This is a genomic window from Kushneria sp. Sum13 (genome assembly GCF_052692355.1).
Map to the genome: position 1 here is coordinate 1,584,903 of NZ_CP199847.1, position 20,549 is coordinate 1,605,451.

The window sequence follows — 20,549 nt, forward strand, 5'->3', positions numbered from 1 at the left end:
ATTCAAGGGACACGACTTAGCACGAGCGAGGCATGACTTCAACGATTAAGCTTATGAATGCGCTCGGATGGCGTAATGATATCAGTAATACGAATACCATATTTGTCCTCCACCACAACCACTTCACCCTGCGCAATCAGATAGCCATTGATCAGAATGTTCATGGGCTCACCGGCCAGACCGTCAAGCTCGACGACCGATCCCTTGGCCAGGTCCAGCAGCTCGCGGATGGTCATGCGGGTACGGCCCAGCTCGACCGACAGCGTGACCGGAATTTCCATGATGACATCCAGCTCGCGCGACTGACCGTGTGCGTCAGTACCCGACAGGGGCTGAAAAATAAGATCGCTGGCAGGTGGTGCCGCAGCCACAGGAGGCGTCTCTTCCAGAGTATGCTCCGGGGTTTCGCCGGTCTCTGCAAAAGCCGAGCCCCAGTCGATATCGTCTTCATCGCTGGCAGCACCCTGCTCCTGCATGGCACTGGCCCAGTCATCGGGCATCTCTTCAGACTTGTCGTTGGGTGAATCCGGGTTTTTGGGATCAGTCATGATGCGTATTCCTGTGGGCATCGATGGGACGATGGTCGATCAATCTTTTGACGCGCAGACCCTTCTGGCCATTGAGGCTGCCGTAATCGCAGGCCATGACCGGGACACCGTCGACGCGCACGTTAATGTCCTGAGGCAGGTCGATGGGCAGAACATCACCCACCGACAGCTTCGAGATTTTGTTCAGAGTGGTCTCGATCGTCGTAAAGTCCGCGACCAGCTCCACGCTTGAGGATTTCACCTCACCGGCAAGGCGCTGCATCCTTTCGCGGTCTTCTTCCGGGTCGTTACGCTGCAGCGGCCCCGAAAGCGTCTCGCGAATGGGTTCAATCATCGAGTAGGGCATGCAGATATGAAAATCGCTGCCAAAGGCGCCTACCTCGACATGAAAGGTGGTGTTAACCACCAGTTCATTGGAGCTGTTGGTGATGTTGGTGAACTTCACCTGCATCTCCGAGCGCTGGTACTCAAGCTCCACCGGGTAGATGGACTGCCAGCCCTCGGCGTAACTTTCCAGTGTCAGATTCAAGAGGCGCCGGATAATCCGCTGCTCTGTATGGGTAAATTCCCGGCCTTCCGACTTGGTCAGAAAACGGCCATCTCCGCCAAAGAGACTGTCCACCACCAGAAAGACCAGATTCGGTGGAAACACGATCAGCGCATTGCCCTTGAGGGGCTTGATGGCGATCATGTTGATATTGGCGGGCACCGGCAGATTGCGCGTGAAATCGCTGTATTTCTGAATCTTGACCGGGCCTACCGTAATGTCCGCCGTACGTCTGATCAGGTTGAACAGCGCCATGCGAAAGCGGCGACCAAAGCGCTCATGAATGATATCGAGCGACTGCAGGCGACCGCGTACCACACGCTGCTGATTGGCTGGATCGAAAGGGCGAATACGCTTGGTGCCAATGTCCCCGGAGCGCGTCTCTTCTTCCTCGCCGCTTACCCCTTTGAGGAGTGCGTCGATCTCTTCCTGGGACAGCATGTCATCTGCCATGGGGACCTACTGAACAATGAAATCGGTGAACAGGGCATCGCTTACCGCGACGCTGCTTGTATCGCCATTGAACGGTTGCTCGAAGGCACCGATCAATGCTTGTGCCAGTGCCTGCTTGCCGGCGGGCGTGGTCAGTTGATCACCCTGCTGGCCGGTCAGCACCATCAAAATACGATTGCGAACCTCGGGCATCTGTTCTCTCAGGATAGCAGCGGCTTCTTCGCCCTCTGCCTTGAGCGTGATACCGATATAAAGAATGCGGCCACTGCCATCGTTGAGGTTTACGGTAAAGGGCTTGAGCTCAACAAACACCGGAACGGGCGCCGGGGGAGCCTGCTCGGCCACGTGTGCCTCAGCGGAGGTATCTCCCTTGAGAAAGTACCAGGCACCTCCAGCACACGCCAGGCCTACCAAAACGACCAGCAGCGCGACGATGATCCAGAGAAGTTTTTTACTGCCGGTCTTGGCCGGAGGCGTTGCGGTAGAAGTCGTCATGGCGTCAGATCAATCCAGTAGGGTTAAGAACACTTGTCCATTAATCCGTAACATCGTGTGTCATGGCGTGTTCGGGTTGATGCCATGGTACGGATTGGCGCGGCAAACGATGGATCAAATAGCGCGGTCTCAGACGGTTATCTCAACGTTTTGAAATCCAGGGCCGTGTCTGTTGCAAACGATCAACAAAATAAAAGGGCCGCGCTGGCAGATACCAGTGCGGCCCGGCAGGACCTTCTATCCGATCCTTAAAGGACAATCAGGCAAAAAGATCAATGCCGCCATTAAGCGAGCGTCCCGGCAGGGCGCTGATCGAGATTACCTCGGCATCGGTATCAATGCCCGTAATGGCATTTGAGTCGTCACGTGAAGCCAGGGCGCCGGGCGTTCTTTCCTGCTGCTGGAAGCCGCCCTGTTGAAAACTGCCCTGATCACTGACCGAGGTCTGACCCAGCTCAATGCCGCTGGCACTAAAGGCCTCGCGAAGCTGGGGCAGGGCGGCTTCAATGGCAGCACGAACCTGCGCATGATGTGAGGCAATATGCAGCTGAGCGCTCTGTTCACCCATCTTCAGAGAAATGGACAGCGGCCCCAGCTCGAGCGGGTTCATGTTCAGTCGTGCTTCACCGCCACCACGCATGCTGAGATTAATCACCTGGCGCTCAAATGCCGAGCTCCACTGATCACTGTCCATGGCAGGCAGCGTGGCCGTTGTGACGGCTTGGGCTATTCCGGGCGCCATAGAGTTGGCGCCTGACTGACCCGTCAGGGCAGACAGGGTGTTCAGCGGACTGTCGTTGGTCAAAGGCGTTGTTGCCTGAGTACCCATCGTTGCGTCAGAGCTCGATCCAAATACTCGGAAAGCAGATCCGTCGCGCTGTGAAAGAATCTCGCCAAACAGGCGGTCACTTCTGACGCTGTCCTGATCACGGCCGCCAGACAAGGCCAGTGTGGTATCCGTTTTCGAGCTGTCACGACCCCGAAGACCCTGCTCGAGCATGACGCCTCGGGCAGGCAGGCCACCTTCACGACCGGCGCCTGGCTTCTGTGCCTGCGGCGTCTGACTCATCAGGCCGGTATCGACCAGTGCATAGAGCGTGCTGGCATCTTCTGTCTGATCATGCTGTGTCAGGCGCTTGCCCTTTTCATCGAGCGTATCGGCCTTGGCATCAGTGCGGCTGGCAATTGATTTGCCAATGTTCGACAGGGAACTGCCGGCACGTTCAGCCTTTAACGCCTCAAGGGGCTGGCGCTCGCCTGACAGTGCTGCAAGCCTTGCCTGGCGTAATTCATCTCCCCCTTTCTGATTGGCCAGGGTCGCACGAGCTCGGTCAGTGCCGCGCTGTACAGCAGCCTCATCAGGACGCTCACGGCTTTCAAGACGATTGCCCTGAAGCTGCTCAAGGGCACTGGACAACGTTTGACGGGCATTGCCCGCCGGGCGCGATCTGGGATCGGCAGCGATGCTGGCGCCACTGTCTTTGCGCAGCGCAGCGCCTTTTGGATTTGAGCCCGCGTCATCGGCACGAGTCTGCTGTCGGGAGACCGTGGAGGTGCGGTCGTCCGGGCCTGCTTTTGAGGACTCGGTATCGCTCTGACGACGTGCTTTTGTATCGTTTAAAAGGGCACCGAAACCGCTATCGCCCTCGCTGCCCTTCGGGGTGGCGCTGGCAGAGCTCTGGGAGGTGATCTGAGCGTTGACTGGCGTCAGCATGTGTCATGTTTCCTGACAGAAAAAACGTGGTTAGAACCCACCCAGCGCAGACGTTGCCCGGCTGGCATATTCATCACTCTGGCGCTGTTCGAGTTTGTTCATGCGGTGTTCTGCTTCCTGACGGCGCCGACTGATCAGGACGTCATAGGAATTCACCCGCTTTTGCTGCTGCTGCCAGTTCGTCATGCCACGCGTAATGCGGCCCTCATGCTGATTGACCTGCTGGCGCTGGTGTTCGATGGCGTGATCGAGCGACGATAAAAAGCGCTGATAGTTCTGAATGGAGGCCATGGTCAGTCCACGCTGCATGGCCTGCTCGAAGCGGCGCAGATAATCATTGCGATAATCACTCAACATCTCGAGTTGTGTATGGCTTTGCTGATGGGCCGAGCGCAGCTGGCCCAGCAGTTTGGCTGCAGCATCACGATCGCCTTCAGCCAGCTCGATCAACATTTCAAGTGATGAATGATTGGACATGGTCCCCTCAGTATCAGTGGCAGTCAGCCCGATGGCTGGCTTGTGTGCAGTGTCCCGGACGCTATGAGGTCAAAAGCGACTTGAGCCCCTCTACGGAATGCTCGACATCGGCGCGCTCACTCATGCGCTGCTGCAGGAAGGCTTCCAGTGCCGGATAGAGCCTGATGGCTTCATCCAGTAATCGATCACTGCCTGCGGCATAGGCCCCTACGCTGATCAAATCGCGGTTGCGCTGATAGCGTGACAACATCTGCTTAAAGTATTTGATGCACTCGAAATGTGGTTCGTCGATAAGCGCCGTCATTGCACGGCTTATTGATGCTTCAATATCGATGGCCGGATAGTGACCCGCTTCGGCAAGCTTTCGGGACAGTACAATGTGCCCGTCAAGAATGGCGCGCGCCGCGTCGGCGATCGGGTCCTGCTGGTCATCGCCTTCGGTTAGAACAGTATAAAATCCGGTGATCGAGCCCTTGCCCGGGGCATCGTTGCCGGCACGCTCTACCAGGGCAGGCAGCTTGGCAAAGACCGAGGGCGGGTACCCCTTGGTTGCCGGCGGCTCGCCGATGGCGAGTGCAATTTCACGCTGGGCCATGGCGTAGCGGGTCAGGGAGTCCATGATCAGCAGTACGTTCTTGCCACGGTCACGAAAGTCTTCTGCCAGACGTGTGGCATAGGCAGCCCCCTGCAGACGCAGCAGCGGTGACATGTCGGCCGGAGCGGCCACGACCACGGCGCGGCGCTGACCCTCGGCGCCCAGAATGTTTTCGATGAAGTCCTTGACCTCACGGCCACGCTCGCCGATCAGACCCACCACGATGACATCCGCCTGGGTGTAGCGGGCCATCATGCCCAGTAGCACACTCTTGCCCACGCCCGAGCCTGCAAAAAGGCCCAGGCGCTGACCACGCCCGACAGTCAGCAGGGCGTTGATGGCGCGCACGCCAACATCGAGCACTTCCTCGATGGGAGCACGCTGCAGCGGATTAAGCGTTGGGGAGTTGAGCGAGACGTTATCCGGCTCGATCAGTGGTCCACGGCCGTCCAGTACCCGACCACGGGCATCCACGACGCGCCCAAGCAGGGCGTCTCCAACCGGCAGTTGCTTGCTCTGGGATTGACCGGCACCCGGGCGAGGGTTGGCCGGCCAGACACGGGCGCCGGGCACCAATCCGCTGGTTTCGACCAAAGGCATCAAAAAAAGACGATCGCCATTGAAACCGACCACTTCAGCTTCGGTTTCTCCCTGACCATCGGCCAGCTCGACCATGCAGCTGCATCCCAGCGGCAGACGCAGACCAACCGCTTCCAGTACCAGCCCGGTGGCGCGCGTCAGCCGACCACGTTCGCGATTGGTCGGCAGTTTCTGCACACGTCGGGTGGCAGTTTCCAGCGTGCGTTTCCACTGGTTGAGCATGGCATCACTATTTGATGACATGGGCGCTGCCTCCTGTCTCTGGGTTCATCAATGCTTGCCATGGCCGACGGCGTGACGCAGACGTTCCCATCGGTCGTCGCGAGTGGCATCGATTTCAAGTTGATCGGTTTCCAGTCGGCAGTCACCGCGGGACAGGGAGACATCGCTTTTGAGCTGCCAGCCAACATCACCGAGAAGGGTGCTCAGCTGCTTTTGGACCATGACCAGATCATCGGGGTGGACACAAATGCGCGGTGATCCCCCAAGGGTCGGGTGTTCCATCATCAGCTTTTCGATGTCATCAAGAATATGTTCGGGCGCCAGCTCCAGCGACCGCCCGGCCAGCTGGCGGCCGGTCTCCAGCGCCAGTTCGACCAGGGTATAGGCAATATCGTCCTTGAGTTTTCCGGCAGCCGTATCAAAGGCATGAACCATGTCCGCCACCGGCGCCAGTGCCTCGTGCAGGCGCGACTCAAGCTCGAGCTGATAATCCTGATGCGCCTGTTCCCGGCCGCTTTCCAGTCCTGCGGCATACCCGGCCTCATGGCCCTCGCGCTGGCCCTGTTTAAAGCCTTCCTTGCGGGCTTTCTCGAAAGCTTCGCGACGTATGTCGTCTTCTGCCCGGCGCTGGGGAATGTTGTGCTTCTCCAGCACCTCAGGCGCGGGCTGTCGCGCCTCGCGCCTTTCCAGACGATCCATTTCCCAGCGCCGCCACGATGAGTGATCGTTCGACCTAGACATAGGCGTCGTCGCCACCTCCCAGGGTTACTTCGCCGGCATCGGCCAGACGGCGTACCAGCTGCAGGATGTTTTTCTGCTCGGCCTCGACCTGCGACAGACGAATCGGTCCGCGCATCTGCATGTCTTCGCGCAAAAGCTCCGCGGCACGCGAGGACATGTTGGACAGGAAGCGGTCGCGAAGCTCTTCCGGCGAACCCTTGAGCGCAATGACCAGCGAGTTGCTGTCGACATCCTGCAGAATGCGCTTGATGCCCCGGTCGTCGACATCGGCCAGATTTTCGAAGACAAACATCTCGTCCAGAATCTGCTGTGCCAGGGAGTCGTCGTGGTGGCGCACGCTTTCGATAACGCTCTCTTCCTGAGTGGTGTTCATCAGGTTGAGGATTTCGGCTGCCGTTCTTACGCCGCCCATCTTGCTGCGCTTGAGGTTCTGGCCATCCAGCAGACCGCTGAGGACTTCGGTCAGCTCCTGAAGGGCGGCCGGCTGCACACCACTGAAGGTGGCAATACGCAGTACCACATCGTTGCGCAGCCCTTCATCAAAGCGTGACAGTACTTCCGAGGCCTGGTGGCGCTCAAGGTGAACCATGATGGTCGCAATGATCTGCGGGTGCTCATCGCGGATCATTTCGGAGACCACGCTGGGCTCCATCAAATTCAACGCATCAATACCGGAATCGTTACCGGATTCAAAGATATCTTCCAGCAGGCTGGATGCCCGTTCCTCGCCCAGTGCCTTGACCAGCACCGAACGAATATGGTCGCTCGACTGCAGGTTGAGCCCGCCAAGCTCTTCGATTTCGATATCAAACTGCCTGAGCACTTCCATCAGACGCTCGTTGGTGAGCTGGGTGAGGCTGGCCATGGCCAGACCCACCTTTTGAACCTCACGCTGTGACATGTGCTTGAAGACTTCGGCAGCCGTATCGTCATCCAGCGCCATCATGAGAATGGCACTACGCTCGATGCCTTCTTCATTGCCTTCAGTCTTTGCCATTGATCCAGCCTCTGATAATCATTGCGACCATTCTGGGGTCTTTCTGAGCCTGTTCACGAACCGTGCCCAACAGGGTTTCATGTTCGATACGGGCACGACGCTTCTGCTTTTTCGCGATCTGTTCGGCGATATCGGATTCCGCTACATCTTCTCCGTCCTCGTCATCGCCGGCGGTTGCAAGCAGGGTACCGCCGCTGCCGACTTCGCCATGGCTGCCCGCCGGTACCATCAGACTGCGCTGACGCTCGACCATAGGCTTGAGCAGCTTGCGCCAGAGGATAAAGGCGACAATCGCAATCAACAGATAGCGGCCCAGCGTTTTGGCCAGCGAGATGATCTCGGGGTTTTCATACCAGGCAAGCGTCGGTGCCTGCGCTTCAGCCTGCTGACTAAAGGCTGCATTGACCACTTCAAGCGAATCGCCGCGTGTCTCGGAATAACCCATGCCCTCGCGGACCAGACGCTGAATCTGAGCCATCTCGTCTTCGGAGAGGGCAACCATCTCGGTCTGGCCATCTTCGCCTGTCTTGTTGCGGTAATTGACCACTACCGCGACGGAAAGACGCTGAACCTGACCGGTGTCTTCCTGCACATGGCGAATGACACGATTGATTTCATAGTTGGTCGTGCTGCTTTGCGAGGTAGAGCGGGGTCCGGTTGGCGCCTGAGTGGTCGTATTGTCCTGACCGTTTGCGTTTTGCGCGTTGTTTTGTCCCTGACCCTGATTCTGATTTTGAGCGTTCTGATTTTGCCCATTGGCAGCTGCTGCATTTTCCACCGGTGATGCCACGGTAGGTGCAGGCTGATTGCTCAGTGCTCCAGGAACACCGCCAATACCACTGCTGCCGCTTTGTTCGCTTTCACTGGACTGAATGCTGCGCACGCTCGCCTGATTGGGGTCCTGGTTGGGGTCATAGGTTTCCTGCGTATGTTCCCCCACAGAGAAATCAATACTGGCGGTGACCTGAGCGCGTACGTTGCTGTGTCCCACGATCGTTGAAAGCAGTGCTTCAATACGCTTGCGATAGCTTTCTTCTACCTGAGCTGTGTACTTGAGCTGGGCATCGTTGAGGTTACGCGTATCGTTGCCGGCCGGCTGTGACAGCAGATTACCGTTTTGATCTACTACGGTGACCTGATTGACCGGCAGATTCGAGACACTGGCCGATACCAGGTGCGTAATGGCGTTGACCTGGCCTTCACTGACAGCACGATTGCGGTAAAGGGTCAGAATGACCGAGGCTGACGGCTGGCGGCGGTCCCTGACAAAGACAGATTCCTGTGGCAGCGCCAGATGCACGCGGGCGGTCTGCACGGAATCGATCGATTCAATGGAACGGGCCAGTTCGCCTTCAAGAGCACGCTGATAATTGACGTGCTCGGCAAACTGGCTGATCCCGAAGGATTGGCCATCCATAAGTTCAAAGCCAACGCCGCCGCCCTTGGGCAGCCCTTCGCTGGCCAGTGCCATCCGGGTCTGCTCAACGCTTTCGGCGGGAATCAAGATGGCCTGACCGCCCTCCGAGAAGCGATAGGGCACCTGCATCTGATCCAGCCGGGCGATGATGACACCGCCATCGCTGTCACTCAGATTGGAAAACAGCACGCGATAGTCGGGTGCACGCGCCCATAAAAAAAGCACGACCAGAATCGCGATGGCAGCAGCGCCAGCCACAATGAGGGGCAGACGCGGATTGGCCTTGAGGCGATCCATCAGTCCGGACAGCTTCTGATCGGTGCCTTGTGTTGCTTGAGCACTCATCACATCGCCTCAGAGTTATTGGTGTTACGCGGGTTCAGCTCGATGGGCATCGGCAGACTCTTTTATGCGCTGGGCACCGGGAACGGTGGCGCCCTATACCGGGAGTGGCGTCATTATTACGGGAAGTAACAGGATTGAAGGACCGAATAGCCGTTGTTTTTTTCACTATTTAGAACAATCGACAGGAGCACTTTGTCTTTAAGCTGCGCTGCATTCGGTGACAAAATTTACTTTCGGTTACCTTTACTCTCTTGAGGTTACTCAAATGTCAGTGGCAGCAGCGGGCCTTCAGGCCCTGGTTCAGCAGATGCAGGGCGTGGCGCAGCAGGCAGGCGGTCATTACAATGCTGCCCAGCAGACAGGCGGGATTAGTTTTGCAGGGGAACTCAAGGGAGCGATCGACCGAATTGATGGTATGAAGCAGGCTTCTGAAGCCAAGGCTGTGGCGTTTTCACGCGGTGACAGCAATGTGGCACTCAACGATGTCATGGTCGATATGCAAAAAGCCAGTGTCTCCATGGAGATGGGCATCCAGGTGCGTAACCGTGTTCTCAGCGCCTATCGCGAGATCATGAGCATGCAGGTATAAGCCTCAAGAAGGCAGTGCACGGGCGCTTTTGCATGGCCCGTGCATGTTCATCATTTTGATTCTTTTGGGGTCAGGCGGTGGTCTGCAGCAGCCGGCCCTTCTGATACGTCGCCAGACGTGCCATATGAAGCACCTCTTCCGTTGGCATCTGGCGAATCACATCACCACTTTCCCGGTCGATCACGCGCGTTACGACCCGGCCGCTATCGTCATGAATATCAAGCTCTATGCCAATCGATGTGAAACTCTGATTCAGCTGTTTCACGGCCTTTTCAAGGCCCGTAGTGTTATCCGGCGGCGTTGAAGTCACGGATATCGGCGTCATCGACGCCGATGCGGCCATAACGGTCTTGCTGGATAATGCCGTACTGGTGGCGACCGAAGCTGTGGGGGTAATGATCATGGTGATGCTCCCTTTCCGGGGTTGCTGTCAAATGCCGTCGAAGCTGCTAACAAAATTGTGCTGAAACGCTTTTATATAAAAAAATCCTGATACAATAAATCATGAAAAAATATGAATTAGCACCTGATTGTTCAGAGCTTCAAGACGTCTTTTAAGCCGCAGAAACAAGGTGTTTTGCAATACAAAAAGCAATATATCAGTTCTTTTTCTGGTTTTATTTGCCATTAATCTTAATAAAAACAACATATTATGCGATTTCTTGATGTCAGGCTGAAGCTGAGTCGTTTACAACCCATGACTCATGACACTCTGTAAGCCATTCGTTTCGCCAGCTCGCCACAAGATCAGGTAGAACCAGGGACCATGCGCGCTACGGCACACTTTCTTTTGGTTACTCGTTTTACCTTTTGCGTAGTCAAAGTTACTTATTGAAATATCAGTTGACCTCGCAGGGGACGGCAATGGCGGAATTACACGTATTTCCAACAACAAGTCAGCACGCCAAAGCAGAGATGCAGGGTTTTGACACCGATAAAAAACAGCTTCTTCCTCAAAGGCGCCAAAGCTTGCTGCGCATGATGCGAAGGAGTATTTCACGCTGGATACCGGATCGCCTTTATATTGCGCACCGCTACCAGAAGCATTTTGGCGCCAGGCCCAACCTGGTCAACCCTGAAACCTTCAATGAAAAAATATGCTATCGGCGCCTGCATCCCGAGCCCATTTTCTCACCGCTGAGTGACAAGCTGCTGGTGCGTGATTACGTCCGCCAGAAGATTGGTAACGAGACCCTGTTGCCGCTGTATCCAATTTCTCAGCCCTTTACCCAGCACGATTACGACAGGCTTCCCAGCAGCTTTGTACTCAAGGCCAACCATGGCTCTGGCTACAACCTGGTAGTGCGTAACAAGGCCGAGTACAGCTTTGATCTGATACGGCGTCTCAGTGACCACTGGCTGGCCAGCAACTTCTATCGTGATAGCCGGGAGCTTCACTACCGAAGCATCACCCCTCGCTTGATGTGTGAAAAGCTGCTGCTCGATGAAAACGGCAAAATTCCCAAGGACTACAAGTTTTACTGTTTTCGTACAGAAGGGCAGGCGCCAAAAGTCTTTATTGAAGTCACGCATGATCGTTTCACCGATTTCCATGTCGATTACTATGATCAGGACTGGAATCTTGTGGATGTCGTAAACGAGCGTTTCAATACCGACTGTCCGATCGAGAAACCGGCACAGCTGGATCGCGCCATGAAACTGGCACTCAAGCTGTCCGAAGGCTTTGGTTTTGCACGCGTTGATTTCTATCTGATGCGCGATGCGATCTATTTCGGCGAAATTACCTTTACGCCTACCGGCGGCATGAAAAACTTCCGGTCAGCGGCGCACGATCGGGCCTGGGGCGAGCTGTTCGATCATCGTCCAATGACCAAAGACTTTGGCTATGAAGACATGGAAGGTAATCGGTACTGAGGATAGGGTCTCGATAAGGAAAGGGGCTCGAGCGAACCTGCACTGCAATGAGCCTTGTTTTGCAGGTTTGCAACACTAGCGGCAGACGCGATTGCGTCCGTCATGCTTGGCTTGATACAGGGCGCCGTCAGCGCGTCCAATGGCCTTGTCAAACGTCTCCTGAGGCCTTTCAATTTCAGCAACGCCGATACTGATGGTCACGTTGATGGCTTGTGAAGAAATCACAAAAGGCTCGGACTCAATATGCTTTCTCAGTCGCTCGGCGAAAGCACCTGCTTCATCAATGGTGGTATGAGTCAGTACGACCAGAAACTCTTCGCCCCCCCAGCGCACAGCGATATCATCGCGACGCATCAGGTTTTTCAAACGCCTGGCAAAGATTTTTAATACGGCATCTCCGCCTTCATGGCCTAGCGTGTCGTTGATTCTTTTGAAATGGTCAAGATCGCCCAAAAGCACGCATACCGTGCTATCGGGATGCTTTAAATCAAGCCTTGTCAGTGCATGCTGAATGCCACGCCGATTAAAAAGCCCGGTTAGCGCATCAGTGTCGGCCTGGTGTCTGAGCTGTAGATTGGCACGCTCCCCACTCATCGCCACATACCCGACATAGACCAGAACGCTATTGATCTGATCAAAAATAATCGTTACCCGAGCGGTTTCTGTCGATATCTGGATATCTGTCAATATCAGCATGCCGGCAGATAGAGCAAACCCCAGAGCATAGATGCCAAAGGCAACGGCCACCACAATCTGGGACCAGAGATCTTCCCGCCTGGCAATCAGGATCTCAACGACCACCATAACGGAAGCAGCGGTCGCACAGAGGAAGTAAATGCTCGACACGGTGGTTTTTGAAACGCCAAACGATGGCACCAGCAGGCAGGCTAGTGCAGGCGTTACAGTCAGGATGACCACCGCCACAATGGCATATGCATGAAAATGAAGGCCGTAAAAACGCCGTAGTCCGCTCCACGACAATACAAGGCTGGCCATATAAAGGGTAAAGATCTGCATGCTTTCCAGCATTGGCAGCGTCAGGTTGGTAGGCTCTTTGGCCAGCAGCATGGCGCCCAGCAGAGAGGCCAGAATTGCCCCCAGCCAATGCCAGAGATAGGACTTTTCCCGCTGACGCAACGCCAGCACCAAAAAAACCGCGCAATAGGCGGCCCGGCTGACCGTACTGGAAAAGCTTAGCGTTGTAAGATCAAGCATGGAATTGGCGTATTCCCATAAATACCCGGCATTTTCAATTCTGCCGGTGATGTTTTGAGGGGCCTGTCGTGCTTTGCGGCGTCTCTTCGACCCAGTCCTTTAATGCTTAAAAACGCAGGCCCATGCCTGCGCCCAGTACCAGCACATCGGTATCGCTTTTGGCATTAAAACCATCGCCGCTGAAATGCTGCGCAGGCGTTATCGCATAGCGAACGTTGGCGGTTGCATACCAGTGTTCGGAGAGGCGGTAATCCAGGCCTGCATCAAAAAGCGGGCTGGTAATGGATTCCGTAGTGATCTCTGGCACACCCGTGGCGGACTCGACGCTAATGGGCCAGGTATGGTTAACACCTGCCCCCAGATATGGGTTAAGAGTGGCTTTGGGGAGAAAGTGATACTGAGCGACCAGTGAAGCCGTACCGCTTCTGGTATGGCTGACCTTGAAATCGCCCGGCAGGCTGTCTTTCAGGCGGTAATCCGTCGAGATGAAGCCAGCCATCGCTTCTATTGACCAGTGATCAGTCAGGAAATAACTGATATCCAGCGTTGGCAAAACCTGTGAAGGGGTTTCCAGCCGCCCGCCCAATGGGCTGGTCTCGCTGCTTTCATTCACCGGAATCACGCCGGTGGCTTTTAACCGTATCAGCCAGTCACCCTGTTGCCAGCCTGTCGAGGAGGGCGTTGTACCGTGTGCCGCCGCCTGCACGGCATGGGGTGGCGTACAAGACACAATGACTGCAAAAAGGACAAACAGCGTTTTACAGTGTCCTGAAACCGGGTACATGGTGAAAAATCCAAAAGGCGTTGATAAGCCTGTCAGCTCGAAAAAGGCTGGTGGCCGCAACGAAAGGAGTGCCTCAGTTTCCTGAGGAGTTAATAGTAGTAACGGCGCCTAACAAACTGCTCTTTAACGCGTTGTAACAATGATGAAGATATTGAAATACTATTAACAAGAGGCTGGCCCCCAGGGGTAGAGGCTGGCAGGACATGCTTGATGTTCCAGACAGTGGCTGGCCGGGCTGATGAAAAGCAACAATGAAGGCGCGGTAAGAGGGCCCTGTCTGTCGACTTGGGTAGTGGGGCTTAACGCAGTAGTGCAAGCACACTATCGAGTCGTTGATTGGCCTGTGCCAGCACAGCAGTACCCGCCTGCTGTGTGATTTGTGCGCGACTCATGTTGGAAATCTCAACGGCGTAGTCGGCATCCATGATGCGTGACATGGCGCCAGCCGTGATCGTCCGTTTGTCAGCAGCGGCCTCTATGACACCTTCAAGCCGGTTTTGCAGCGCGCCATAACTTCCACGATAGTCACTGACGCGATCCATGGCACGATCAAGAGCCCCCAGGGCCGCTTGCGCCTGTTCTATTGGGTCGAGACTCGTGTTTTTAAGCCCCAGTGTCTCGCTGTCCGAGGGCGTCGCCTTGATGGTGACCTGTTGCATGACGCGATCAAAATCGGCACCTACCACGATATCCGTATCGGTACTGACCGGGCCCATGGGAGGCGGTACCGGGGTGTACTCAAGCGGCATGTGGTCCCAGGTGGCCGAGGCATTAAAATTTCCCTCTCCAACCACAAAGATCAGCAGGTCTTCAGTGACGTTATTAACGGTAAGAACTTCAAGCTGACTTTTCTGATCATCGATGCGGCCATTATTGAAGCTGGAGCCGCTTTGACCGGCCGTGTCGGGATACTGGCGATCACCATCACCCGACCATTGGATCTGCATGCCGTTGTAATGGGCCGTCACGGGCAGGTTATTGGTATTGTATTGGCCCGTGCCGTCCTGCAGACCACTACCGTCATATTGAGCGCCCGGCTTGAAACCTTCCGAGGGATTCATGAGCAGAAGATTGGCCTCTGCCTCGCTCGATATATTCTGGTGTTGCCAGACATGATCGGTGTTCTCTCCTGCAAGGGGAGTGCCAATCAGATGCCTTCCGTCCGTGGTGAACAGCTGAATATCATCGTCATAGGCCAGAGAATTCATTTCCAGCCTGAAATTTTGTGTACCCGCCGGAAGGTAGGCCACGCTTTTCACACCTGAAGCATAAGGTCGGAATTGAGGCTCGAGGACTTCACTGGCCGGGAGAGTATCGCCGAGTTTTACCGGTAGCGGTTGTGGGGTTGCCGGTGCCAGCGGTGTCTTGCCAAAGACAGTGGTTTCAGTGGCGATACGATCAATCTCGGTGCGGAGCTGGGTAAACTCCTGCTGCAGGGCAGCTCTGTCCGAATCTGAAAGGGTGCCAGTGGAAGCCTGTACGGCAAGCTGACGTGAGCGCTGTAGCAGGCCATTGATGTTTTCAAGTCCGCCATCGGCGGTCTGGATCAGGCTGACGCCATCATTCACGCCACGAGTGATCTGCGTATCAGCATTCAGGTTGGCCTGAAATCGATTGGCAATGGTCAGGCCTGCTGCGTCGTCTTTGGCGGTGTTAATACGTAGACCGCTGGATAAACGCTCAATGGCCTGATTCAATGAGCGCTGATTCTTGTCCAGCTGACTGGGAGTGGAAAAAGAAGGTGATGATGATATCGAGAACATGAACGCTCTCAAACGCGAGAATGTATCATTGATATCGGCAGGCGAGCGTAAAGATTGAGTATCACTTGGATATTTAATATGTTGGATTAGGAGAAAGAGGCGCCTGAAGGCGCCCCTTGCTCATGAATTGTTTAATTAGTCAGGATTATGCGCATATTGTTGATACATGCGTTCAAGCATGTCCATGTCAATATTATCTCGTGGTTTGAAAACTCCGGCGGTTTCTGAACTCTCAAGATGCTCCAGAAATAAAAGCACGACATGATATTGAGAGCGATTCCAGAAGTCATGTATGAAAATAATAATGGCAGTGTCTTGCAGCATCGATTTTTTAATGGCTGCAAGGGTGCAGGCAACCCTGAATCTGCCGTCTACAAGTACAAAATCGTAATTTTCCTGTTGGTTCAGAATTGACTGGCTGAATGCCGGGAAACTCTCTCTCATGTCCCGGTTCACAGGAACCCCCCATGCGCCCGTAGGACCAATATCACACCATGTCACCTGGCATGGAGCGCCGAGCTTTTCCTTTAATGCTGCTACCCACTGCTGGTCACTTTCAACGCCGTGTATGGTTAATCCATGCCCTGCTGCAATAACCGTTGAACCGCCGCTGCCAAACTCAAAATATTTTTTGGACCTGGATAAATAATGATCAAATAATGTCAGTTCGCTCTCTGACATGTGAGGTTGATCGGGGATGTTGACTGTATTGGCAGCAGGGCTGATTTTTTCATCCTTGGCGGACGGCAGTGTCTGAACGTTATTTTCAAAAAAATTATCTTGAAACGATATAGAACTTTGTGTGGATTGATAGGGCGTTACTTCAAAGAGTTGATCTTCGAAAAAGACCTGATCTTCTGCATTTAGTGTTAATACAGCTGCATCCTTGCCATCACAATAACGCTGCCATATGGCGCGCATGGCGGTCGAAAAATGCTGGCCAAACTGCTCGGCATCACATGTTGGCGACTGAATCAGAAATTGACGCAGGCACGCACGAATGACACTCAGGTTGGGAATGTCGGATGCCAGCTCGACCACACGCTGGCGATATTCTTCCCAGCTGTTGACCACGAGTTCCGGCATGCCCGCGTTAATGAGATGAGAAGCCGAATGGCGGCCAGCAAAAGTGGGGCCGGGCAGGGTGACGACAGGAACACCCATCATGAAGGCTTCACAGGTCGTCAGTCCGCCCGAGTAGGGCCAGGTATCGAGTGCAATATCGACTCGATTGTAAGCTTCAAGCAGGTCCTTGTTATTGGACGGGCCTTCCAGAGTGAGTCGTTCGGTCTCGATACCATGGTCGCTCATGATACGACGTATACGCTCGCAATATTCCGTACTTTCATACTGGCCGCTTTTCAAAAACAGCCGGCTATTGGGCAGCTCGTGCATCAATCTTGCCCACTCACCCAGCAGCTCGGGGTTGATTTTGGCAGGGTTGTTGAAACAGCCCAGTGTGATATAGCCATTGCTCATCGCCGGGAGAGCTTTAATGGCGGGCGCATTCGGAGCCGGTAAATAGCAGATGTAATCATTGGGCATGCGAATCAGCTTTTCCGAATACGAGTGATCACAGCCTTCCGGTGTTTCGTAATGATCCGATATCAGGTAATCAAAGCAGGGGAGACCCATGGTATTGATCAGACCACCCACCCACTTGACGATAAGCGGTGCAGGTTTGCGCGACATGGTACGAAGTCGACTGCCTTCTCCAAACCCTGACAGATCGATCAAAATATCGATATTGTCCTGGTGGATCCGGTCAGCCAGTGCTGTCTGATCAAGGTGGCGTACCAGATTCCAGCGTGTGGCGACCTGTTTAAGCCGCTGGGTAAGGGCATCATCAGCGTTATTGGTGCTATAAAAATGCAGCTCGAAACCTGGCTGAATATTTTCAAGTCCCGTCAGAATCATCTGTCCTACCGGGTGCATGCGAAACCCTGGTGATACCAGCCCGATTCGAATCGTTTTGCCGGCGTCAGCCAGTACAGGCTGATGCGTAAACGCCGTTACCTGCTGATTGAAATGACTTTCCCAGTTCCGGATGGTGGAAAAAATGTGATCTGCACTGACGTCTGGATTGTAATGCATGCAAATCAGCAGATTGGAAAAGGCAGTATCAAAATCAGGCTGAAGTGACAGCGCCTTTCGATAAGCGGTCTCGGCCTTGTCAAAGTGACCCAGATCCTTGTAAAGGTTGCCTATCTCATTTTGTACGAAAGGATTGTCAGGCTCTCGTTCCAGTAGCGTCGAAACCGTGTCCAAAGCCAGCTGATAGCGGCGACGTTTGGTATAAATATGGCTTTGCATGAACAAACAGGCACTGGTGTTATACCCAAGGGCTTCGGCCTTCAGTACATGATCGAGCGCTTCCTCGTCCTGGTCACTCTCTGTCAGGATTTCGGCCAGGGTGTAATGTCCCTGAGCAAACGCGGGTTCCAGCGTAACGGCTTTCCCTGCAAATTGCAGAGCCGTGAGTGGTTCGCCGAGGTCATACCAGGCGCGTGCCATGAGATGTTGTGTCTGGGCATCTCCAGCATTGAGCTCAAGCGAACGTTCCAGTGTTTCCTGAGCTGTACTGATATGGCCGTTTTTGTGTAAACAACTGCCCAGCACTTTCCATCCAAAGGCATCCTTTGGATAACGCTGAGTCAAGGTTTCTGCATAGCGTTGTGCCTGAACAAAATCATTGACGTCATAAAACGCCAGGAACTGCCTCTGTTCTTCCGGAGTTGCCTCTCTGGAAGCGGGCTTCATGCTCTTTTGAAAATGTTTCGGTTTGCGCTTGCTCATGTGGATTCTGGCCTGAATGAGAGAGTATATACCTGCTGATTCTAGAGACTCCCTGCGCTAGTCAAAGCCTGAATAGCGCGTTCAAGAACGGGCTAATCCGGTTAGGGTTAAAAAAGAAACAAAAAAGGCCGGCATGAGCCGGCCCTTGTATTGCAACTGCAATGGATACTTAACGCAGCAGGGAGAGTACGCCCTGTGTGGTCTGGTTGGCCTGCGCCAGTACAGAGGTGCCAGCCTGCTGCAGGATCTGCGCCTTGGACATGTTCGACACTTCGGTCGCGTAGTCGGCATCTTCGATCCGTGAGCGGGCAGCGCTCAGGTTGGTGGCAGTGGTGCTGATGTTGTCGATGGCCGACTCGAAGCGGTTCTGAACGGCACCCAGGTCACTGCGGTTGTTGTCGACTGATTTCAACTTGGCATCAAGAGTTTTCAGAGCATCAGTACTCAGAACGTCAAAGCCGCTGGCATTCACGGTGCGTGTACCGCCACCGCCATTGGTCAGTGCGGCACCCGCTGATCCTGTTGCGTTGGTGTACATATTCCAGCCGGTAGTGGATGTGGCGCCTGCACTTTTGGAGGTGCCGATATTAATATCAATCTTCTCATTGTCATTGGCACCGACCTGAATACTAAAAGAGGTCGCGGCGGTACTGCTGAACAGCTTGGTGCCGTTGAAGGAGGTGCTGTCAGTCACGCGGTTGATTTCTTCCAGGCGCTGATTGACTTCCTTCTGGATGGAGTCAACGTCGCTGGCGGAGTTGGTGCCGTTCTGGGCCTGTACAGTCAGTTCACGGATGCGCTGCAGGTTGTCATTGACCTGATCCAAAGCGCCTTCAGCCGTCTGGGCCAGTGAGATACCGTCGTTGGCGTTACGGCTGGCCTGGTTCAGACCGGTAACCTGAGAGGTCATGCGGTTGGCGATGGCTTGGCCGGCGGCGTCATCCTTGGCACTGTTGATGCGCGAACCGGAGGACAGGCGCTCGATAGCGGTGTTCAGGGAATTCTGTGACTTGTTCAGATTCTGTTGAGCGGTCAGCGACAGGGTATTAGTATTGACGACCATTGCCATGTTTGCGATTTCCTGTATATCTTTCTAAAAGGAAGCGGCCTTGATAAGCCGGTTAATTCGCGGCACCTGCCGCCTGATTTAATTATCGGTATTGCTCGATGTTTTCTTTAGGCGTTTTGTGGAAAAACAGAGCGATATTCCAGGGGACAGAAGACCTGCTCAATAAAGCGTTTGGATAAGTAATAAGTAGTAAAATCGTTACACAAATAAGACAAAGAAAAGGCCGGCATAAGCCGGCCTTTTGTATTGCAACTGCTATTAACGTTTAACGCAACAGGGAGAGCACGCCCTGCGTAGTCTGGTTGGCCTGTGCCAGTACCGAGGTGCCGGCCTGCTGCAGGATCTGCGCCTTGGACATGTTCGACACTTCAGTCGCGTAGTCGGCGTCTTCGATGCGCGAACGGGCGGCGCTCAGGTTAGTGGCGGTGGTGCTGATGTTGTCGATGGCCGACTCGAAGCGGTTCTGAACGGCACCCAGGTCACTGCGGTTGTTGTCGACCGATTTCAGTTTGGCATCAAGCTGTGCCAGCGCGTCTGTACTCATGACATCAAAGCCGGCAGCATCTACATCGCGAGTTGTACCGTTTACACTGGCAACGCTGTTGCTTCCGCCAGAGTCGTACATGTTCCAGCCATCAACTGTTGTACTGGCAGTACCATTGGATTGGCCGATCTTGATGCTGATCTGCTCTCCATCGTTGGCGCCGACCTGAATATTGAAGGTCTTTTCGGCAGCGCTGCCAAACAGGTCAGTACCGTTGAAAGAAGTGCTTTCAGTCACGCGGTTGATTTCTTCCAGACGCTGGTTGACTTCCTTCTGGATGGAGTCGACGTCGCTGGCAGAGTTGGTACCATTCTGGGCCTGAACGGTCAGTTCACGGATGCGCTGCAGGTTATCATTGATCTGATCCAGAGAGCCTTCGGCGGTCTGGGCCAGTGAAATGCCATCATTGGCGTTGCGGCTGGCCTGATTCAGACCGGTGACCTGAGAGGTCATGCGGTTGGCAATCGCCTGGCCGGCGGCGTCATCCTTGGCGCTATTGATGCGCGAGCCGGAAGACAGACGCTCAATGGCGGTGTTCAGGGAGTTCTGTGACTTGTTCAGGTTCTGCTGAGCAGTCAGGGACAGGGTATTGGTATTGACGACCATTGCCATGATGACGATTCCTTCAGTATTTATTTAGGCTTGGCGAAATTGCCATCCGAGGGCGGCTTTTCGCGTGCCGCTAACTTGAATATCGTCCCGACGACATCTTTCCTTTAGCCGAAAGGATAAATAATTGTCTGCTGATGGATCAGGTGATGGC

18 protein-coding genes are annotated in these 20,549 nt (G+C 54.5%); 2 read left to right on the forward strand and 16 right to left on the reverse strand.

Annotated features, from left to right (window positions below; translation table 11 throughout):
- Window positions 1-38 precede the first annotated feature (38 nt).
- From fliN to fliF, 9 genes are all read right to left on the reverse strand, one after another.
- Window positions 39-548: a flagellar motor switch protein FliN gene (fliN, locus tag ACUN8C_RS07490; protein ID WP_445621603.1), complete on the reverse strand. Its 510-nt coding sequence runs from the start codon at window positions 546-548 to the stop codon at window positions 39-41.
- Window positions 541-1,548 carry a flagellar motor switch protein FliM gene (fliM, locus tag ACUN8C_RS07495; protein WP_108843662.1) on the reverse strand — a complete coding sequence of 336 codons (1,008 nt, stop codon included), beginning with the start codon at window positions 1,546-1,548 and terminating at the stop codon, window positions 541-543. Before fliM ends, fliN begins: the two co-directional genes overlap by 8 nt.
- A 6-nt stretch (window positions 1,549-1,554) precedes the next feature.
- Window positions 1,555-2,043, reverse strand: a complete 489-nt coding sequence (fliL, locus tag ACUN8C_RS07500) for a flagellar basal body-associated protein FliL (protein WP_445621604.1) — start codon at window positions 2,041-2,043, stop codon at window positions 1,555-1,557.
- Window positions 2,044-2,302: 259 nt separating this feature from the next.
- Entirely contained in the window at window positions 2,303-3,757 is a 1,455-nt protein-coding gene (locus ACUN8C_RS07505; RefSeq protein ID WP_445621605.1) for a flagellar hook-length control protein FliK, read from the reverse strand.
- Between the two features lie 30 nt (window positions 3,758-3,787).
- On the reverse strand, window positions 3,788-4,234 hold the full coding sequence (gene fliJ, locus ACUN8C_RS07510; RefSeq protein ID WP_108843660.1) for a flagellar export protein FliJ: 447 nt from the start codon (window positions 4,232-4,234) through the stop codon (window positions 3,788-3,790).
- A gap of 61 nt (window positions 4,235-4,295) precedes the next feature.
- Entirely contained in the window at window positions 4,296-5,672 is a 1,377-nt protein-coding gene (gene fliI / locus ACUN8C_RS07515; RefSeq protein ID WP_207771482.1) for a flagellar protein export ATPase FliI, read from the reverse strand.
- 27 nt (window positions 5,673-5,699) lie between these two features.
- Entirely contained in the window at window positions 5,700-6,392 is a 693-nt protein-coding gene (locus ACUN8C_RS07520) for a flagellar assembly protein FliH (protein ID WP_445621606.1), read from the reverse strand.
- A complete protein-coding gene (fliG, locus tag ACUN8C_RS07525) occupies window positions 6,385-7,389 on the reverse strand; it encodes a flagellar motor switch protein FliG (protein ID WP_445621607.1) in 1,005 nt (334 codons plus the stop codon). Before fliG ends, ACUN8C_RS07520 begins: the two co-directional genes overlap by 8 nt.
- Window positions 7,376-9,151, reverse strand: coding sequence for a flagellar basal-body MS-ring/collar protein FliF (gene fliF, locus ACUN8C_RS07530; protein WP_445621608.1), 1,776 nt, complete (start codon window positions 9,149-9,151; stop codon window positions 7,376-7,378). The genes fliG and fliF overlap by 14 nt, the downstream gene beginning before the upstream one ends.
- A gap of 265 nt (window positions 9,152-9,416) precedes the next feature.
- Between fliF and fliE the strand changes: the two genes are divergently transcribed.
- Entirely contained in the window at window positions 9,417-9,740 is a 324-nt protein-coding gene (gene fliE, locus ACUN8C_RS07535; protein WP_445621609.1) for a flagellar hook-basal body complex protein FliE, read from the forward strand.
- Window positions 9,741-9,810: 70 nt separating this feature from the next.
- Here the strand turns inward: fliE and ACUN8C_RS07540 are convergent, their stop codons facing one another.
- Window positions 9,811-10,143, reverse strand: coding sequence for a flagellar protein FlaG (locus tag ACUN8C_RS07540; RefSeq protein WP_445621610.1), 333 nt, complete (start codon window positions 10,141-10,143; stop codon window positions 9,811-9,813).
- A gap of 575 nt (window positions 10,144-10,718) precedes the next feature.
- Here ACUN8C_RS07540 and ACUN8C_RS07545 point away from each other — a divergent pair.
- Complete coding sequence (locus ACUN8C_RS07545) at window positions 10,719-11,615, forward strand: ATP-grasp fold amidoligase family protein (RefSeq protein ID WP_445621611.1); 897 nt, start codon at window positions 10,719-10,721, stop codon at window positions 11,613-11,615.
- 75 nt (window positions 11,616-11,690) lie between these two features.
- Here ACUN8C_RS07545 and ACUN8C_RS07550 read toward each other — a convergent pair whose 3' ends face one another.
- From ACUN8C_RS07550 to ACUN8C_RS07575, 6 genes are all read right to left on the reverse strand, one after another.
- Entirely contained in the window at window positions 11,691-12,683 is a 993-nt protein-coding gene (locus ACUN8C_RS07550) for a GGDEF domain-containing protein (RefSeq protein WP_445621612.1), read from the reverse strand.
- Between the two features lie 253 nt (window positions 12,684-12,936).
- Complete coding sequence (locus ACUN8C_RS07555; protein WP_445621613.1) at window positions 12,937-13,614, reverse strand: OmpW/AlkL family protein; 678 nt, start codon at window positions 13,612-13,614, stop codon at window positions 12,937-12,939.
- 299 nt (window positions 13,615-13,913) lie between these two features.
- Window positions 13,914-15,377 (reverse strand): flagellin N-terminal helical domain-containing protein, encoded by a 1,464-nt coding sequence (locus ACUN8C_RS07560; protein WP_445621614.1) that lies wholly within the window; start codon window positions 15,375-15,377, stop codon window positions 13,914-13,916.
- A gap of 135 nt (window positions 15,378-15,512) precedes the next feature.
- Window positions 15,513-18,173 (reverse strand): O-linked N-acetylglucosamine transferase, SPINDLY family protein, encoded by a 2,661-nt coding sequence (locus ACUN8C_RS07565; protein ID WP_445621615.1) that lies wholly within the window; start codon window positions 18,171-18,173, stop codon window positions 15,513-15,515.
- 169 nt (window positions 18,174-18,342) lie between these two features.
- Window positions 18,343-19,242: a flagellin N-terminal helical domain-containing protein gene (locus ACUN8C_RS07570; RefSeq protein ID WP_445621616.1), complete on the reverse strand. Its 900-nt coding sequence runs from the start codon at window positions 19,240-19,242 to the stop codon at window positions 18,343-18,345.
- Window positions 19,243-19,507: 265 nt separating this feature from the next.
- Window positions 19,508-20,398 (reverse strand): flagellin N-terminal helical domain-containing protein, encoded by an 891-nt coding sequence (locus tag ACUN8C_RS07575; RefSeq protein WP_445621617.1) that lies wholly within the window; start codon window positions 20,396-20,398, stop codon window positions 19,508-19,510.
- Window positions 20,399-20,549: the final 151 nt, after the last annotated feature.

Bases quoted from the DNA above. Each gene is read 5' to 3' on its own strand.
- fliJ (WP_108843660.1), bottom strand. From the start codon at position 4,234: ATGTCCAATCATTCATCACTTGAAATGTTGATCGAGCTGGCTGAAGGC.
- ACUN8C_RS07570 (WP_445621616.1), bottom strand. From the start codon at position 19,242: ATGGCAATGGTCGTCAATACTAATACCCTGTCGCTGACCGCTCAACAG.
- fliM (WP_108843662.1), bottom strand. From the start codon at position 1,548: ATGGCAGATGACATGCTGTCCCAGGAAGAGATCGACGCACTCCTCAAA.
- fliI (WP_207771482.1), bottom strand. From the start codon at position 5,672: ATGTCATCAAATAGTGATGCCATGCTCAACCAGTGGAAACGCACGCTG.
- ACUN8C_RS07520 (WP_445621606.1), bottom strand. From the start codon at position 6,392: ATGTCTAGGTCGAACGATCACTCATCGTGGCGGCGCTGGGAAATGGAT.
- ACUN8C_RS07505 (WP_445621605.1), bottom strand. From the start codon at position 3,757: ATGCTGACGCCAGTCAACGCTCAGATCACCTCCCAGAGCTCTGCCAGC.
- ACUN8C_RS07545 (WP_445621611.1), top strand. From the start codon at position 10,719: ATGATGCGAAGGAGTATTTCACGCTGGATACCGGATCGCCTTTATATT.
- ACUN8C_RS07565 (WP_445621615.1), bottom strand. From the start codon at position 18,173: ATGAGCAAGCGCAAACCGAAACATTTTCAAAAGAGCATGAAGCCCGCT.
- fliN (WP_445621603.1), bottom strand. From the start codon at position 548: ATGACTGATCCCAAAAACCCGGATTCACCCAACGACAAGTCTGAAGAG.
- fliL (WP_445621604.1), bottom strand. From the start codon at position 2,043: ATGACGACTTCTACCGCAACGCCTCCGGCCAAGACCGGCAGTAAAAAA.
- ACUN8C_RS07555 (WP_445621613.1), bottom strand. From the start codon at position 13,614: ATGTACCCGGTTTCAGGACACTGTAAAACGCTGTTTGTCCTTTTTGCA.
- fliE (WP_445621609.1), top strand. From the start codon at position 9,417: ATGTCAGTGGCAGCAGCGGGCCTTCAGGCCCTGGTTCAGCAGATGCAG.
- fliG (WP_445621607.1), bottom strand. From the start codon at position 7,389: ATGGCAAAGACTGAAGGCAATGAAGAAGGCATCGAGCGTAGTGCCATT.
- ACUN8C_RS07560 (WP_445621614.1), bottom strand. From the start codon at position 15,377: ATGTTCTCGATATCATCATCACCTTCTTTTTCCACTCCCAGTCAGCTG.
- fliF (WP_445621608.1), bottom strand. From the start codon at position 9,151: ATGAGTGCTCAAGCAACACAAGGCACCGATCAGAAGCTGTCCGGACTG.
- ACUN8C_RS07540 (WP_445621610.1), bottom strand. From the start codon at position 10,143: ATGATCATTACCCCCACAGCTTCGGTCGCCACCAGTACGGCATTATCC.
- ACUN8C_RS07550 (WP_445621612.1), bottom strand. From the start codon at position 12,683: ATGCTGCTGGCCAAAGAGCCTACCAACCTGACGCTGCCAATGCTGGAA.
- ACUN8C_RS07575 (WP_445621617.1), bottom strand. From the start codon at position 20,398: ATGGCAATGGTCGTCAATACCAATACCCTGTCCCTGACTGCTCAGCAG.